Annotated in this window: 18 protein-coding genes; 10 read left to right on the top strand and 8 right to left on the bottom strand. The window is 60.6% G+C overall.

The genetic code is table 11. From position 1 onward, the window contains the following. Nucleotides 1-16: 16 nt before the first annotated feature. A complete protein-coding gene (gene alaC / locus AEQ67_RS05805; RefSeq protein WP_059402953.1) occupies nucleotides 17-1,234 on the bottom strand; it encodes an alanine transaminase in 1,218 nt (405 codons plus the stop codon). A gap of 139 nt (nucleotides 1,235-1,373) precedes the next feature. Between alaC and AEQ67_RS05800 the strand changes: the two genes are divergently transcribed. From AEQ67_RS05800 to AEQ67_RS05790, 3 genes are all read left to right on the top strand, one after another. Then, nucleotides 1,374-2,036, top strand: coding sequence for a LysE family translocator (locus AEQ67_RS05800; protein WP_059402952.1), 663 nt, complete (start codon nucleotides 1,374-1,376; stop codon nucleotides 2,034-2,036). Between the two features lie 67 nt (nucleotides 2,037-2,103). Then, nucleotides 2,104-2,589, top strand: coding sequence for a GyrI-like domain-containing protein (locus tag AEQ67_RS05795; protein WP_059402951.1), 486 nt, complete (start codon nucleotides 2,104-2,106; stop codon nucleotides 2,587-2,589). Between the two features lie 96 nt (nucleotides 2,590-2,685). Beyond that, on the top strand, nucleotides 2,686-3,174 hold the full coding sequence (locus tag AEQ67_RS05790; protein ID WP_059402950.1) for a GNAT family N-acetyltransferase: 489 nt from the start codon (nucleotides 2,686-2,688) through the stop codon (nucleotides 3,172-3,174). Nucleotides 3,175-3,312: 138 nt separating this feature from the next. Here AEQ67_RS05790 and AEQ67_RS05785 read toward each other — a convergent pair whose 3' ends face one another. Then, the gene (locus AEQ67_RS05785; protein WP_059402949.1) at nucleotides 3,313-3,918 is read right to left on the bottom strand and encodes a pyridoxamine 5'-phosphate oxidase family protein; all 606 of its coding nucleotides are present in this window, start codon (nucleotides 3,916-3,918) and stop codon (nucleotides 3,313-3,315) included. Between the two features lie 7 nt (nucleotides 3,919-3,925). Continuing rightward, nucleotides 3,926-4,411, bottom strand: coding sequence for a GNAT family N-acetyltransferase (locus tag AEQ67_RS05780; protein ID WP_059402948.1), 486 nt, complete (start codon nucleotides 4,409-4,411; stop codon nucleotides 3,926-3,928). Nucleotides 4,412-4,552: 141 nt separating this feature from the next. On the opposite strand from AEQ67_RS05780, the gene AEQ67_RS05775 reads away from it, so the two are divergent. The 4 genes from AEQ67_RS05775 (at nucleotide 4,553) to AEQ67_RS05760 (ending at nucleotide 7,173) form a co-directional block, all read left to right on the top strand. Next, entirely contained in the window at nucleotides 4,553-4,978 is a 426-nt protein-coding gene (locus AEQ67_RS05775; RefSeq protein WP_059402947.1) for a YybH family protein, read from the top strand. A 97-nt stretch (nucleotides 4,979-5,075) separates the two neighbouring features. Beyond that, nucleotides 5,076-5,420, top strand: a complete 345-nt coding sequence (locus AEQ67_RS05770; RefSeq protein WP_059402946.1) for a YciI family protein — start codon at nucleotides 5,076-5,078, stop codon at nucleotides 5,418-5,420. 26 nt (nucleotides 5,421-5,446) lie between these two features. Then, nucleotides 5,447-5,938, top strand: coding sequence for an SRPBCC family protein (locus tag AEQ67_RS05765; protein ID WP_059402945.1), 492 nt, complete (start codon nucleotides 5,447-5,449; stop codon nucleotides 5,936-5,938). Beyond that, a complete protein-coding gene (locus AEQ67_RS05760) occupies nucleotides 5,938-7,173 on the top strand; it encodes an RNA polymerase sigma factor (RefSeq protein ID WP_059402944.1) in 1,236 nt (411 codons plus the stop codon). The genes AEQ67_RS05765 and AEQ67_RS05760 overlap by 1 nt, the downstream gene beginning before the upstream one ends. A 102-nt stretch (nucleotides 7,174-7,275) precedes the next feature. On the opposite strand, the gene AEQ67_RS05755 is transcribed toward AEQ67_RS05760, so the two are convergent. After that, the gene (locus tag AEQ67_RS05755; protein WP_059402943.1) at nucleotides 7,276-8,130 is read right to left on the bottom strand and encodes a LysR family transcriptional regulator; all 855 of its coding nucleotides are present in this window, start codon (nucleotides 8,128-8,130) and stop codon (nucleotides 7,276-7,278) included. A gap of 89 nt (nucleotides 8,131-8,219) precedes the next feature. Here AEQ67_RS05755 and AEQ67_RS05750 point away from each other — a divergent pair, with 89 nt between their 5' ends. Beyond that, nucleotides 8,220-8,657: a multidrug/biocide efflux PACE transporter gene (locus AEQ67_RS05750; protein WP_059402942.1), complete on the top strand. Its 438-nt coding sequence runs from the start codon at nucleotides 8,220-8,222 to the stop codon at nucleotides 8,655-8,657. Nucleotides 8,658-8,747: 90 nt separating this feature from the next. On the opposite strand, the gene AEQ67_RS05745 is transcribed toward AEQ67_RS05750, so the two are convergent. Then, complete coding sequence (locus AEQ67_RS05745; protein ID WP_059402941.1) at nucleotides 8,748-9,662, bottom strand: LysR family transcriptional regulator; 915 nt, start codon at nucleotides 9,660-9,662, stop codon at nucleotides 8,748-8,750. Between the two features lie 112 nt (nucleotides 9,663-9,774). On the opposite strand from AEQ67_RS05745, the gene AEQ67_RS05740 reads away from it, so the two are divergent. Continuing rightward, entirely contained in the window at nucleotides 9,775-10,629 is an 855-nt protein-coding gene (locus AEQ67_RS05740; protein ID WP_059402940.1) for an NmrA family NAD(P)-binding protein, read from the top strand. 44 nt (nucleotides 10,630-10,673) lie between these two features. On the opposite strand, the gene AEQ67_RS05735 is transcribed toward AEQ67_RS05740, so the two are convergent. Next, a complete protein-coding gene (locus AEQ67_RS05735; RefSeq protein WP_059402939.1) occupies nucleotides 10,674-11,432 on the bottom strand; it encodes an SDR family NAD(P)-dependent oxidoreductase in 759 nt (252 codons plus the stop codon). A 121-nt stretch (nucleotides 11,433-11,553) separates the two neighbouring features. On the opposite strand from AEQ67_RS05735, the gene AEQ67_RS05730 reads away from it, so the two are divergent. Beyond that, a complete protein-coding gene (locus tag AEQ67_RS05730) occupies nucleotides 11,554-12,462 on the top strand; it encodes a LysR family transcriptional regulator (RefSeq protein ID WP_059402938.1) in 909 nt (302 codons plus the stop codon). A 658-nt stretch (nucleotides 12,463-13,120) separates the two neighbouring features. Here the strand turns inward: AEQ67_RS05730 and AEQ67_RS05725 are convergent. Continuing rightward, complete coding sequence (locus AEQ67_RS05725; protein WP_059402937.1) at nucleotides 13,121-14,737, bottom strand: inorganic phosphate transporter; 1,617 nt, start codon at nucleotides 14,735-14,737, stop codon at nucleotides 13,121-13,123. Between the two features lie 211 nt (nucleotides 14,738-14,948). Continuing rightward, complete coding sequence (locus AEQ67_RS05720; RefSeq protein WP_059402936.1) at nucleotides 14,949-15,971, bottom strand: transporter; 1,023 nt, start codon at nucleotides 15,969-15,971, stop codon at nucleotides 14,949-14,951. Between the last annotated feature and the right edge of the window lie 201 nt (nucleotides 15,972-16,172).

Genomic DNA, 16,172 nt, shown 5'->3' with positions numbered 1-16,172 from the left:
CCTACAGGTTTTTGCTTCAGGCGCTGGTTTTGCTGACCAGCCCATCCGCCCGGAACATCCCGCGAATCCCGCGCACGGCCTGACGAATCCGGTCCTGGTTTTCGATCAGCGCGAAGCGCACATGATCATCCCCATACTCCCCAAACCCGACACCCGGCGAGACGCAGACCTTGGCCTCGGCGAGCAGCTTCTTGGCGAATTCCAGCGAGCCCAGGTGCGCGTAAGCGTCGGGAATCTTCGCCCAGACGTACATCGACGCTTTCGGGTTCTCGACCATCCAGCCCAATTCATGCAGGCCTTTGACCAGCACGTTGCGACGCTGCCGGTATTGCTCGGCGATGTCTTTGACGCACTGTTGATCGCCTTCCAGCGCCGCAATCGCCGCGACTTGCAGCGGCGTAAACGTGCCGTAGTCGTGGTAGCTCTTGATCCGCGCCAGGGCGTTGACCAGTTCAGCGTTACCGACCATGAAACCGATGCGCCAGCCCGCCATGTTGTAGCTCTTGGACAGGGTGAAAAACTCCACCGCGATGTCCTTGGCGCCCGGTACTTGCATGATCGACGGGGCTTTCCAGCCGTCGTAGACGATGTCGGCGTAAGCCAGGTCGTGCACCACCAACACGTCGTACTGCTTGGCGAGGGCGATCACCCGCTCGAAGAAATCCAGTTCCACGCATTGCGCGGTAGGGTTGGACGGAAAGCCGAGGATCATCATCTTCGGCTTCGGGATCGAACCGCGAATCGCACTTTCCAGTTCGGCGAAGAAATCCACGCCGGGAATCAGCGGCACCGAACGCACCTGGGCGCCGGCAATCACCGCGCCGTAGATGTGGATCGGGTAGCTCGGGTTCGGCACCAGCACGGTGTCGCCCTGGTCGAGGGTGGCCAGCATCAAATGCGCCAGGCCTTCCTTGGAACCGATGGTCACGATGGCTTCGCTTTCCGGGTCGATGTCGACCGCGTAGCGATCCTTGTACCAGTTGGAAATCGCCCGGCGCAGGCGCGGAATACCCTTGGACGTGGAGTAGCCGTGGGTGTCTTCGCGCTGGGCGACGGTAACCAGTTTTTCGACGATGTGCGGCGGAGTAGGGCCGTCAGGGTTGCCCATGCTGAAGTCGATGATGTCTTCGCCACGACGACGGGCGGCCATCTTCAGCTCGGCAGTGATGTTGAATACGTAAGGGGGGAGTCGATCTATGCGCGCAAAGCGGCGCGGCGAACCTGGGTTAGCCATTGTTGCCTCGGATAACGTGAGCGCCCGGAACCGTCCGAGCGACGCTGGCCACTGCGGTGGCCTGTGGCGGAATGTAAGGGCTGATGTGGCAAACTGTCCAGCGACTATGTAAACAAATTTTTCCGAAGGAAATCGGTTGATGGAATTTAGCAGTGGCTTCTTGCTGAGCCTTTCGCTGTGCCTGGACATCGGCGTGGCCAACATCGCGATGATCACGCTGGCGATGCAACGCGGCTATTTTCAAGGCTTTGCCCTGGGGTTGGGGACATGTGTCGGTGACCTGATCTACGCGGTGCTGGCGTTGGCGGGCATGACCGTTTTGCTGCAATACGAAACCGTCCGTTGGGTGCTGTGGATCGGCGGGTCGGCGCTGCTGGTGTATTTCGCGGCGAAGATGATTTATTCGGCGATCCACCACGAAGCGGTGCTGGCACAGACCGCAGAAGTGGGGCAGAACTCGCACCGCAAGGAGTTTTTTCGCGGGATCTTCCTCGCCATGTCGTCCCCCAGCGCCATTCTCTGGTTCGCGGCGGTGGGCGGCACATTGATCGCCCGGTCCGGCGGCGGTGGAGCCCTCAGTTCGGCGCTGTTTCTTGGCGGGTTTCTGTGCGCCGGCGTGCTTTGGTGTGTCGCTTTATGCTTTGCGGCGAGCCACGGCGGCAAATTGCTGGGTGACAAACTGCTGCGTTATTCGTACATGGCATCGGCGGCGATCTTCTGCTATTTCGCGGTCTACGTGATCCTATCGGGGTACAACGAGTTCGTCGGCTCCGGCGCCGTCGAACAGTTGCACACGCTGTAAGTGGGCGAATCTGGTTTGGCTTCTATACTCCCAGCCGAACCCACTTTTTAGTTCCAGGAGTTGAGTCATGGATGAGCAAACAGGCATCGAACCGGCCAAGCCTCGCTTCGAGCACGGGCACTTCCTGCTCATTGCAGGGCTTGGCGGACGATTCACTGCGAATACGACCAAAGAAATCCCTGACTTATGGGAGAAGTTCATACCCGAAATTGGCCGGATTCCCGGTCAAAAAAGCGAAGTGACCTACGGCATCTGCTGCAATCCGGATGGCAAGGGCGGCTTCGAATACATCGCCGGCGTTGAAATCAGCAAGCTCGACGACCTGCCCGACAAGTACCGCTGGGTCGAGGTTCAGCCCCAGCATTACGCGGTATTCGAGCACAAGGGCTCTCTGGATACCTTGCCGCAGACCTTTCAGTACATCTGGAAAACCTGGCTGCCGCAGTCCGGTTATCAAGCGGCGGACGCCCCGGAGTTCGAACGCTACAGCGAAGACTTCAACCCGAAGCTCAACACCGGTGTGCTGGAAATCTGGCTGCCGCTCAAACCGTAATGAACGCATCGAGAGGCGGCTCAGTGATTCGCCTCTCGATGTCGTGCTGAAGCTCATTTATGATCGGCGGCCTTCCCACGTTGATCCCGAGTCGCCATGAACACCGTCATCCGCAACGTCACGCCTGCTGATCTGGACCGCTGCTACGCCATCGAAACCGTTGCCTACGAAGGCGACGAAGCCGCGACCCGCGAGAAAATCGCCACTCGTATCGCCACTTGGCCAGAGGGTTTTATCGTGGCCGAAGTGGACGGCGTTGTCGCCGGTTTCATCAACTCCGGTGCGGCGTTTCAGGTGGAAATGTCGGACGAAGCCTTCAAGGAACTGATCGGCCACGACCCGGCCGGGCCTCATGTGGTGATCATGTCGGTGGTGGTGCACCCGGATTATCAGGGGCAAGGCCTGGCAAAACGCTTGATGGTTGAATTCATCGAGCGGATGCGGGCACTGAATAAAGTCAGCATCAACCTGATGTGCAAGGAACGGCACATACCGCTCTACGCCGGGTTCGGCTTCGCCTACATCAAGCCATCGGCCTCTGATCACGGCGGTATGGCGTGGCATGAAATGGTGCTGGAGCTATAAACCCAACCCCAACCCAATCCCCTGTAGGAGCTGTCGAGTGAAACGAGGCTGCGATCTTTTGATCGTGATCTTATAAAACAAGATCAAAAGATCGCAGCCTCGTTTCACTCGACAGCTCCTACCGGGGGAATGTGTTTGTCAGTAGAGGCTGTCGCGGACCCTCACCGGCGCTTCCCGGTCATACGCCTCGGCATCGAACTGCCCGTCATTCAGCCGCTTGTGAAACGCCCCCGCCGTCGGCAGTGCCGAGCGATCCAAATGCTTGTGCGGGTTCCACAAGTCCGAACGCACCATCGCTTTCGAACAGTGGAAAAACGCCGCTTCCACCGTGACCAGCATCACCGTGCGCGCCGGTTTGCCGTTGACCGAAAAACTCTCCAGTAGCTCGGGTTCGGCGCTGATCTGCGCCGTACCGTTGACCCGCAACGTCTCGCCGATCCCCGGAATGATGAACAGCAGCGACACCCGCGAATCGAGCACGACGTTGCGCAAGGTGTCGATGCGGTTGTTGCCGGGCCGATCCGGGATCGCCAGTGTCCGCTCATCGATGATCCGCACGAAGCCCGGCAAGTCGCCACGGGGTGAGCCGTCCAGGCCGTCGGGGCCGACCGAGCTGATAATCACCAGCGGCGAGGCGCGGACCATCGCCTGGTAGTCCTCGTTGAGAAAGGGGATTTGCTTGCGAACGGCGCGGTCGTGAGGTTGGCCGTAGATCGCTTCCAGTGCTTCGATGCTGTCGAGCATAACCACCTCAGAAAACCAGACTCATGCGCCGTTCGTAGCCGATCCGGCCCTTGTAGGCTTCGCCGCTGTCGACCCAGCCGAATTTTGCATAGAGCGCGATGGCGGCCTCGTTGTCTGCATCCACCGACAATTCCAGCGCTTTGATGTGTGGCCAGGCCTGGCGCGCCACGTCGGGCAAGGCTTGCAAACAGGCCTTGCCGTACCCTTTGCCCTGGGCTCGTTGATCGACCTGCAAGGCATGCAGGGTGGCGCTGTGTTCATCGGCCCAGGCGGGCAGGACCGGCGGGCGTTTGAGCAGCAGGAAGGCGACAGGAACCTCCTCGGCCAGCAGGGCAAATCCTTTGACGCCGGGGCCGGGTTTGGACAGCAAGGTGTGCAAGGCACCGTGAATGTCGCCGGAGAATTTGATTTGTTCCTTGTGAACTTCAATGGCCTCGACCTGCTGGCGCTGGCGCGCGTTCAGGCATTCGTAAGGCACGAGTCGGGTTGTCACTGGAGTGTCCTTTTTCCAACATGAATGTGCTTCGAATTCTAACGAGTTTGCGTTCCTGGATTATTTTTATTTGGACTGTCGATTTGGCTTTGCGCCAGACGACTAAGGGTGTCTTCACACCAAAAACCACGGAGAACCACCATGAACGCGACCCACGAAATCCAGACCCTGATCGACACGTATCGTCAGGCGGTCATCGCCAAGGACATCGAGAAACTCATGCCCCTGTACGCCGAGGACATCGTCTCCTACGACGCGGTCAAGGCCCTGCAATTTCGCGGCAAGGCCGCCTACCGCGCGCATTGGCAGGAATGCATGGAAATGTGCCAGGGCGCGCACAAGTTTGACTTCGACCACATGAACATCGTCGCGGACGAACACATTGCCTTCGCCCATTGGCTGGCCCATTGCGGCGGCACCAACGAGAAAGGTGAAACCCAGGCCTGCTGGATGCGCGTGACCGCCTGCTATCGGCGCGACGAGGGGCAATGGCGCATCGTTCACGAACACTGGTCGGCGCCGTTCGACATGATGAGCGGCACGACCTTGTTCAACCTGGAACCTTGAGGGCCGGCTGGTCGTCGGGAATGTCGCGAAAGCAGCAAACTGCAGCCATAGTTGATCAGTTCGGTTCGGGCTGAGCCCCAAGAAATGGAGAGCCTCCATGAAGTATTTATGCCTGGTCTACAGCAGCGAGCGCGAACTGCACTCGCTGCCCGAAAGCCCGAAAGACGCCGAGTGCATGGCCTACGCCGAGTCGATCCAGGGCAGCGGCCGAATGATCGCCGCCGAGGCGCTGGAGTCGGTGCAGACCGCCACCACCGTGCGCATGCGCAACGGCAAAATGTCGATCACCGACGGCCCGTTCGCCGAAACCAAGGAGCAGTTGGCCGGCTTCTACCTGATCGATGCCAAGGACCTCAATGAAGCGATCCAGGTCGCCGGCAACATCCCGGCGGCCCGGGTCGGCTGCGTCGAGGTGCGTCCCGTTCGCCAGTTGAATCCCTGAATAACAATCACAAGACAGGAGAGCCCATGAGCCCGCAACCCTATAAAAAACAGCCTGCCGCGTTCGAGTTATCCATCAGCCGTCTGATCGATGCACCGCGCCGCAAAATCTTCCGCGCCTGGACCGAGCCGGCCTTGCTCGTGCAGTGGTGGGGGCCCCACGGCATGACCACCCCCGAGTGCGAAATGGACCTGTGGGTCGGTGGCCAGTTTCGCACCCTGATGCGCGCGCCGGACGGCACCGAGTACCCGACCATGGGCGTGTTTCTGGAGATCGTCGCCCCTGAACGGTTGGTCTTTACCGATGCCTTCATTCCCGGCTGGATTCCGTCGGGAAAACCCTTCATGAGCGCCGAAGTGACCCTCGAAGACCGAGACGGCAAAACCCTCTACACCGCTCGCGCCATGCACTGGTCCGAAGAGGATCGGCAGGCTCACGAGGCCATGGGTTTTCACGACGGTTGGGGGCAAAGCCTGGATCGGCTGGTGACGCTGGTGACCGAAGGCATGCCGGACTGATGCCTGGCGTGACAGTGACGGCTCGGGTCGAGCAGGTTTATCGCGAAGATTCGCGGCGAATCCTGGCGACCCTGATCCGCTTGCTCGGCGATTTCGACCTCGCGGAAGAGGCCTTGCACGAGGCATTTTTCGTGGCGGTCGAGCGCTGGCAGCGTGACGGTGTGCCGGACAATCCGCGCGCCTGGCTGGTGTCCACCGGGCGCTTCAAAGCCATTGATACGTTGCGTCGGCGCGCACGTTTCACCGCGTCGCAGCCGATGTTGATCGCTCAACTGGAGGCGCTGGAGCAGGCCGACTGGAGTGACGAAGACGTGGAAGACGATCGCCTGCGCCTGATCTTCACCTGTTGTCACCCGGCACTCGCGGCAGACGCCCAGGTTCCGTTGACGCTGCGGGAAGTCTGCGACCTGACCACTGAGGAAATCGCTCGGGCCTTCCTCTCCGCACCGGCCACCATCGCCCAGCGCATCGTGCGCGCCAAAGCGAAAATCCGCGACGCGAAAATCCCTTATCAAGTACCCACCCTGGCCGAATTGCCCGAGCGCCTCGACAGCGTATTGCGGGTGATTTACCTGGTGTTCAACGAAGGGTATTCGGCGTCCATCGGCACTGAACTGACCCGTGAGGACCTGACCCGCGAAGCGATTCGCCTGGGACGGTTATTGATGGAGTTACTGCCCGAGCCGGAAGTCATGGGGCTACTGGCACTGATGCTGTTGCATGAGTCGCGTCGCCCGGCGCGGACCTCAACCAGCGGTGAGTTGATTGTGCTGGATGAGCAGGACCGCTCGTTGTGGGACGCGGGGATGATTGCCGAAGGCTGTGCGCTGGTGGAGCGGGCGCTGACCACTCGGCGGTTCGGGCCTTATTGCCTGCAAGCGGCCATCGCGGCGGTGCATGCCGAAGCGCCGTCGGTGGGGGAGACCGATTGGGTGGAAATTGTCGGGCTGTATGACGTGCTGCTGCAGGCCGTGCCGTCGCCGGTGATCGAGTTGAACCGTGCGGCGGCGCTGTCGAAGCGGGATGGACCGTTAGTGGGGCTGACGCTGGTCGAGGCGATTCTGGGTCGCGGTGAATTACTCGATTACCACTTGGCGCATTCGGCGCGGGCGGAGTTTTGTCGGCAGTTGGGGCGGGTCGAGGAGGCGCGTGCGGCGTATGAGCGCGCGTTGGAGTTGACGCAGCAGGTGCCGGAGCGGCGGTTTATCGAGGCCCGGCTCAGGGCGTTGGAGTGAGGTGAAATTTGCTGGCCCCATCGCGGGCAAGCCCGCTCCCACAGTTGATCTGTACACAGGAGATCAACTGTAGGAGCTGCCGAAGGCTGCGATCTTTTGATCTCATTCCAGCATCTTGCTCAACAACCAACTCCCCGCCGGCCCCGGCGGATGCTGCCGCGACCACAGCGCATCCACCGACACCGTTTTCGGCCAGCCGCGAACCTGAAGTTCCTGCAACGTCCCCGCCCCAAAACGCCCCACCAACCACCGAGGCAACGGCGCCCAGCCAAACCCGCCCTGAGCCATTTCCATCAACATCAAGTAACTCGGCGCCGACCAGACGCGTCCCTTCGCCCGGCTTTCGTACGGATTGACGATGGTCGCCAGGCGCAACTCGCGATGTTGTTGCAGCACGTCCTGATCGACTGTGCCCAGCGCCGCCAATGGGTGTTCATGGGCCACAAACAGCGCGATCTCCGTGCGTTCATCCACCGTCGAACTGACCAAATCCGGCGGGTAACTGTCCTGCATCTCAGCGAAGGCCACATGCGCCCGGCCGCTTTGCACCAACGCCACGAGGTCATCGCATTCGGCAATCAGGCATTCAAGTTCCAGGTCCGGATACCGCTGCTCGAAGCTACTCAGCGCTGCTTCAAATCGGTCCGACTGGTAGGTGTCGGAAATCGCCACCGTCAGTTTCGCCTCGACCCCTTCGGACAATTGGCTGGCGGTCATTTCCAGACGGCTGGTGGCAGCCAGAATTTCTTCCGCCCGCAGCAGCATGACGCGCCCGGCCGGCGTCAGTGTCGGCTTGCGACTGCGGCGGTCGAACAGGGTCAGGTTCAAATCGATTTCCAGGCTGGCGACCGCCGCGCTGATGGTCGACTGACTGCGCCCCAGCTTGCGCGCTGCAGCAGAAAACGAGCCTTGGGTCGCGGCTTGGACGAAGGCCTGCAACACCTCGTGGGAGGGCATGAACTATCGCCTTGATCGATGGTTATTGGTTATGAAGTATCGGTGTGATGGCCGATCATGGCAACCACAGTCACTTAGGGAGTCTGATTATGACCCTCAACAAATCCATCACTGAACGTATTTTCCAGGCCGTCGGTTTCGAACTGCTGGCCATCCTGATCTGTACCCCGTTGCTGGCCTGGATCATGGACAAACCGATGCTCGACATGGGCCTGGTGACCATGGCGATCGCGGCCCTGGCCCTGGCCTGGAACGTGGTTTTCAACGGCCTGTTCGACCGCCTGCTCGAGCGCTTGCAGATCGTGCGTAACGCTTGGGTACGTGTCGTCCATGCCTTGCTGTTCGAAGGTGGCCTGGTCGCGGTCGGTGTGCCATTGATTGCCTGGTGGCTGAACATCAGCCTGTGGCAAGCGTTCCTGCTGGACATCGGTGTGTTGCTGTTTTTCCTGCCGTATACCTACGTTTATCACTGGGTGTATGACGTGGTGCGCGAGCGCGTGGTGATGCGCCAGTCTGTCGAGGGATAAAAGCAAAAGATCGCAGCCTGCGGCAGCTCCTACAGTTGAAATGCGATCCCCTGTAGGAGCTGCCGAAGGCTGCGATCTTTTGATCTTGGCCTACCGCACCCTACAAAGCTCAATGACAAAATCCAGAAACGCCCGGACCTTGGCCGCCGGCAAATGCCGTGACGGATACAGCGCGAACAACGGAAAACGCTCGTCGGGCCAGTCGGGAAACAACTCGATCAAACGACCCTCCTTCAAGGCCGGCGCTATCCCCAGGTCCAGCACCTGGGCGATGGCCTGGCCGCTTTCACAGACGCTGTGCAACGTGCCGACGTCATTGACCAACAATCGGCAGTGCGGCTGCACATGCAGCACCGGTCTTCCCGGTTGATGGAATTCCCAGCCAAACGGCCGGGCGGTTTGTGGATCGCGAAACTGCATGCACACGTGCTGCTCGTGCTCCATGTCTTGCGGTGTTAGCGGGCGTCCGTGTTTTTTCAGGTAAGCCGGCGAGGCGAGGGTCAGCACCCGCACGTCCAGCAGCTTGCGCGCCACCAGCGACGAGGACGCCGGGTGGCCGAAGCGCACCGCCAGATCAAAACCGTCCGCGACCATGTCGCCTAATTGATCGCGGGTTTGCAGTTCCAGGTACAACTCGGGATAGCGCGCCATGAACCGCCCCAGCGCCGGGCCCAGAATCAGCCGCGAAAAATACGGGTCCATGTTGACCCGCAAGCGCCCTCTGACCTGAGTGGCGCTGCTCGAGGCCGAATTGGCAGCCTCTTCGAGACTGGCCAGCAGCGGCGCGATTTCTCCGTAAAACCGTCGGCCTTCGTCAGTGAGCGTGACGGAGCGAGTGGTGCGGTCGAACAGGCGAATGCCCAGGCGTTTTTCCAGGCGCGCAATGGCCCGGCTCACGCCGGATGGCGTCAGCTCCAGCGCTTCGGCGGCGCGGACAAAACTGCCGCCATCGACCACCGCGCTGAACACGCCCATGCCATTGGCAAGGCTGGCATCGAAGCTCATTGATGAATCCTGATCACGTGTGCAATGACATTCATGCTATCGGAGAATCTTCGTTTATCGCTGACTATTTCCTCATCGCGACACAGGTCGTCTTCGAGCAGGAGAACAATTCATGTATGCAGTGATGGGCATTACCGGGCAGGTGGGCGGCGAAGTCGCCCGTACATTGTTGGCCGCCGGTCACAGCGTGCGCGCCGTGGTGCGTAGCGCAGACAAAGGCGCGGCGTGGGCGCAACGCGGGTGTGACGTGGCGATTGCCGATGTCGACGATCGTGACGCCATGGCGCGGGCGTTCTCCGGCGTGGAAGGCGTATTTGTGATGATGCCGTCGAATTTCGACCCGTCGCCGGGCTTCCCGGAAACCCGGCAAGTAGTGGAAAACATCCGTCTTGCGCTTGCAGCCGCGCGCCCCGGTAAGGTTGTGTGCCTGTCGACCATCGGCGCCCAAGCCACTCAGCCAAACCTGCTGAACCAGCTGCAATTGCTGGAGCAGGCGTTAACGAATCTGCAGTCGCCTGTCACCTTCCTGCGCCCGGCCTGGTTCATGGAAAACGCTCAGTGGGACGTCGAACACGCGATGGGTTCAGGAATGATTCCGAGTTTCCTGCAACCCCTCGATAAACCGGTGCCGATGATCGCCACGGCGGATGTCGGCCGGGTGGCTGCCGAGCTGTTGCAGGCGTCATGGCAGGGCAAACGCATCGTCGAACTGGAAGGCCCGCAACGCATCACGCCGCTGCAACTGGGCGCCGCTTTCAGCGCACTGCTGGGCAAACCGGTACGGATGCAAAGTGTGCCGCGCGAGACGTGGCAGGCGTTGTTCGCCAGTCAAGGCATGCGCAATCCACTGCCGCGAATGCAGATGATCGATGGGTTCAACGAGGGCTGGATCGAGTTTGAAGGCGAGCCGCGCAAGGGCAGGGTGGAGCTGTTGACGGTGCTGGAGCGTCTGGTATCGCGCAGTTGAAAGGATGAGCGGGCTGATGTTCAGCCCGCTCAACGGTACGCCAGTTACAGAAACATTCCGCCCGACGCCTCGACACGCTGGCCGTTGATCCACTGACTGCCCGGCGCCAGCAACAACGCAATCGCAGCGCCAATGTCGTCCGGCAGACCGACGCGACCCAGCGCGGTATTGCCAGCCACGTAGCTGTTCACTTCGCTGTTATCGCGCACCGTACCGCCGCCGAAATCGGTTTCGATCGCGCCAGGCGCCAAAGTATTCACGGAAATCCCACGGGCACCGAGTTCCTTGGCCTGGTAGCGCGTCAGCACTTCCATCGCCCCTTTCATCGCCGCATAAGCACCGTAACCCGGCAAGCTGAAGCGGGTCAGACCGCTGGACACGTTGAGGATTCGTCCACCGTCTGCCATCAGCGGCAGCAGGTTTTGCGTCAGGAAAAACGGCCCCTTCAAATGGATGTTCATCAGCAAGTCGAACTGGGCGACGGTGGTGTCGACGAAACTCGCATTCAGGCCGATGCCGGCGTTGTTGATCAAGAAGTCAAAATGCTCGCGATCAAAATGGCGGCTCAATACATCGGCCACCTGAGTGGCGAAGTCGGCGAAGCCTTCACTGCGGCCAACGTCGAGTTGCAGCATGGCGGCGCGACCGCCGAGATTTTCGATTTCTGCGACCAGTGCGTGCGCCTCATCAGCCTTGCTGTTGTAGGTGCCGATGACGTCGATGCCTTGGGCTGCGAGGTGCAGGGCTGCGTTTTTGCCAAGGCCGCGGCTGGCGCCGGTGATCAGTGCGATTTTACGGTTCATGGGACTTCCTCAAGAGCAGTGGTTGGTTGATGTGAGGAAGTTTATTTATCCGCCTTGTAGTGATAAACAGAGTGAAACTGGAATCACTGGTCGGTTTATCCGAACAATAGAAGGTCGGCCCATGAACAAACTGGAACTGCTGCGCACCTTCGTCCGCGTCAGCGAAATGTCGAGTTTTACCCTCGCCGGTGAAAGTCTGGGTTTGCCCCGGTCCACGGTGTCGGAGCACGTGCAGGCCTTGGAAGCGCTGTTAGGAACGCGCTTGCTGCAACGCACCACGCGCAAGGTGCAGGCGACTCAGGACGGCTTGGTGTTGTATGAGCGCAGCAAGGATTTGCTGTCGCACATGGACGAAATCGAAGGGCTGTTTCGCCAGGACGCGGCCTCACTCACCGGGCGGATTCGCGTCGACATGCCGAACATCCTGGCCCGTCGCATCGTGATGCCACGGCTGCCGGAATTCATGGCGCTGCACCCTAATCTTGAGCTCGAAATCAGCACCACCGACCGCCGCGTCGATTTGCTCAGCGAAGGCTTCGATTGTGTGGTTCGCGTTGGCGCTCAGCCGGATCAATCGGTGGTCGCGCGTCACCTGTGCGATTTCACCATGGTCAACTGCGTCAGCCCAGCGTATGTGCAGCGCTATGGCATCCCCGAAACGCTGGACGATCTGGCGCAGCATCGACTGGTGCATTACGTCGGTGTGCTGGGCGCGCGGTCGGAAGGATTTTTGTACGAGGAAGTTGGCCAGCTGCATCGAGTATCGATGGCCGGCAGCGTCACGGTGAACAGCACTGACGGTTATGAATCGGCGTGCCTGGGTGGGTTCGGTTTGGCACAGGCGCCGATGATGGGCATGAAACCCTACCTGCTCAGCGGCGAGTTGGTGGCGGTGCTGCCACAGCACAATGCACCGTCGATGGAGGGTTCGCTGCTCTATGCCCGGCAACGGCATCTGCCGTTGCGGGTTCGGGCATTCATGGCTTGGTTGGGGGCCGTTATCCAATCCACAACAACCCATCACCTGTAGGAGCTGGCTTGCCAGCGAAGGCGGCCTGAAGGGCGATGCAAATATCGAGGGCCTCTTCGCTGGCAAGCCAGCTCCTACACAGGTCTTGGCGTCAGAACAATGGGGTGAGCAGCCAGTACAAGCTGCCCGGCAACGGCATTCATGGATTGGTTGGGGGCCGTTATCCAATCCACAACAACCCATCACCTGTAGGAGCTGGCTTGCCAGCGAAGGCGGCCTGAAGGGCGATGCAAATATCGAGGGCCTCTTCGCTGGCAAGCCAGCTCCTACACAGGTCTTGGCGTCAGAACAATGGGGTGAGCAGCCAGTACAAGCTGCCCGGCAACGGCATTCATGGATTGGTTGGGGGCCGTTATCCAATCCACAACAACCCATCACCTGTAGGAGCTGGCTTGCCAGCGAAGGCGGCCTGAAGGGCGATGCAAATATCGAGGGCCTCTTCGCTGGCAAGCCAGCTCCTACAGAGGTGTTGGCGTCAGAACAATGGGGTGAGCAGCCAGTACAAGCTGCCCGGCAACGGCATTCATGGAATGGTTGGGGACCGTCATCCAATCCACAACCTTGTAGGAGCTGGCTTGCCAGCGAAGGCGGCCTGAAGGGCGATGCAAATATCGAGGGCCTCTTCGCTGGCAAGTCAGCTCCTACACAGGTCTTGGGGTCAGAACAATTGGGTGAACAGCCAATACAAGCTGCCCGACAGCAGAATCGCCGCCGGCAAGGTCAGCACCCAAGCCATCAACAGGTTGCGGATGGTCTTCATCTGCAATCCGCCGCCGTTGGCGACCATGGTCCCGGCCACCCCCGAAGACAATACATGCGTGGTCGACACCGGAAGCCCGAACATGTCCGCCGCGCCGATGGTCAGCATGGCCACGGTTTCCGCCGAAGCGCCTTGGGCGTACGTCAGGTGAGTCTTGCCGATCTTCTCGCCGACCGTCACCACGATGCGCTTCCAGCCGACCATGGTGCCCAGCCCCAGCGCGATGGCCACGGCGATTTTCACCCACAGCGGAATGAACCGCGTGGAGTTGTCGATCTGCTGTTTGAACAGTTGCAGCTTGCTGCTGGTGTCGGCGTCGAAGTTGCCGACCTTGTTCTTGTCCATCAGGCGAATGGTTTCGCTGGTCAGGTACATGTCGTTTCGCACGTTGCCCACGGCCTCGGCGGGCACCTTCGACAACGAACCATAACCCTTGACCTCAGCGCCGATGCGGCCGGTCAGTGCAGCGAGCGCCGGCACCAGTTGCGGTGTCGCTTCCTTGCTGCGCACGTATTCGGACAGTATCGGGCGCGGGTCGGCCGGGGCCGGTTGCGGCGCAGCCTTGACCAGTGCTTGCTGGGTGACTTCCGCCACGGCGGCGAACTGCAACGCCTGATCCGCCGGCATGGTGCGGTTCAGCGCGTAAGCCATGGGCAGGGTGCCGACCAGAATCAGCATGATCAGGCCCATGCCTTTCTGGCCGTCGTTAGAACCGTGGGCGAAGGACACGCCGGTGCAGGTCACGATCAGCAGACCGCGAATCCACCACGGTGGCGGGGTGGTGCCTTTCGGTTCTTTGTACAGCGCGCGATTCTTCACGAAGGCGCGCAGGGCCAGCAGCAACAAAGCGGCGAAGCCGAAGCCGACCAGCGGCGACAGTAGCAGCGCATAACCGATTTTGGTCGCCTGCGCCCAGTCCACGCCGCTGGTGCCGTCACGGCCATGCATCAGCGCGTTGGCGACGCCGACACCAATGATCGAACCGATCAACGTGTGCGACGACGACGCTGGCAGGCCCAGCCACCAGGTGCCGAGGTTCCACAGGATCGCGGCGATCAGCAGGGCGAAGATCATGGCGAAACCGGCGGAGGAGCCGACCTGTAGGATCAGCTCCACCGGCAGCAGGGCGATGATGCCGAACGCGACCGCGCCGCTGGACAGCAACACGCCGAGGAAGTTGAAGAACCCGGACCAGACCACCGCGACATTCGGCGGCAGCGAGTTGGTGTAAATCACCGTGGCCACCGCGTTGGCGGTGTCGTGGAAACCGTTGACGAACTCAAAGCCCAGCGCAATCACCAGCGCCACGCCGAGCAACAGAAACGGCGTCCAGGTGGTCACCACGGTGCCGAGTTCGTTCATGTCGTGCATCAGGCTGTAAGCGGTAAACAGCAAGCCAATAGCCAATACTGCGAAAAACACCACGATCGTCAGCAAGCCGGGTTTTTTATCAAATTGCGGCTTGGCACTACTGGTGGCGGGCGCCGGGGCGGCGGTGAAGGAAGGAGTAGCCATGACGGACAATCCTGAGGAGGGAAGGAGTGTCTGCCATGATCGTTGCTGAATGTTACAGAGAGGCTGCGTTGGATCAGTGTTTGGTTTTTTTCCCAATTACACACCAACCCTGTAGGAGCGAGGCTTGCCCGCGAAGAACGATAACGCGGTCATTGAGTTAGACCGAGGTGCGCCATTCGCGGGCAAGCCTCGCTCCTACAAGGATGTGGACTTAGTAATCCTGGCGCTTGCGAAACGCCCAGCGCCCGGCAATCACGGTAAACGTTGCCACCAGCGCCACCAGAATCCAGAACCCCTCCGGATCACCGGAAAGCGGCACTCCGCCGACGTTCATGCCGAAGAACCCCGCGATAATGTTGATCGGCAATGCCAGCACCGTGACCACGGTCAGGGTAAACAGCGTGCGGTTGCTCTGTTCATTGAGGTTGGCGGCGATCTCTTCCTGCAACAGCTTGATCCGCTCACCCAGTGCCGTGAGGTCGTTGATGATCAGCGCGAACTCCTCGGTGGACTTGCGCAGCTCCTTGACGTCCTCCTTCTGCAGCCACTGCGGTGGGCGATTGAGCAGGCGCAGCAGCGAGCCCGGCTCTAGCGCCAGCAGCCGTTGCAGACGCACCAGCACCCGGCGATTGGCACCCAGCTCGGCGCGGTTGGTCGACAGCCGCGAGGACAGCAACTCATCTTCGATCTGGTCGACGCTGAGGCTGGTCTTGCGCACGATCTGGGTCAGCACTTCGCCCTGATCTCGGAGCAAATGCACCAGCAACTCCAGTGGCGAACGGAAGCATTCACCGGCCTTCACCGACGAGCGCAGCTTGTCCACCGAGTGCAGCGGTTGCAGGCGCGCGCTAATGATCAGCCGACTGCGGGCGCAGACCCACAACGTCGACACATCCGAAGAAACCATGCTGCTGAGGTTGAACACCACGTCGTTGACCACCGCCAGCAACGCCGAATCGACGTGCTCGATGCGCGTCGAACGCGAGCCTTCGTGCAGCGCTTCGAAAAACTCCTCGGGCAATTCCAGATGGCTTTTCATCCAGCGCTCGCACGCGGCGTGAGCGAGGTTCAGGTGCAACCAGAGAAATTCTTCACTGTCGTCCGGTTGTTGCAGGCACTGCAACGCCTTGGCCGAGTCGATCTCCCGACCGCGCTCGCCGGGACGAAAACTGAAACCGTAAAGCAGACCAAACAGGTCCGGGTCGCGATGGCTTTGGTCGATGCTGTGGTTCATGAGGGCTCGCAAGGGGAGACGCAATCGCTTTATGTAGCAGCTGGCGAAGCCTGCGTTCGGCTCGGGCCGCGATCGGACGAAGCAGACGTGAGTCAGGCAATGCATTGCCATTGGGAGACCGCGTGTTCAGTAGGCGACTGCTCCGTCCGATCGCGGGCCGAGCCGAACGCAGGCTTCGCCAGCTGCTACACGGGGTTCGGG

This window comes from Pseudomonas sp. RIT-PI-q, assembly GCF_001297125.1.
GTDB lineage: Bacteria > Pseudomonadota > Gammaproteobacteria > Pseudomonadales > Pseudomonadaceae > Aquipseudomonas.
The sequence above is the reverse complement of the archived record's forward strand: the minus strand, read 5'-3'. Positions and strand labels throughout refer to the sequence as shown.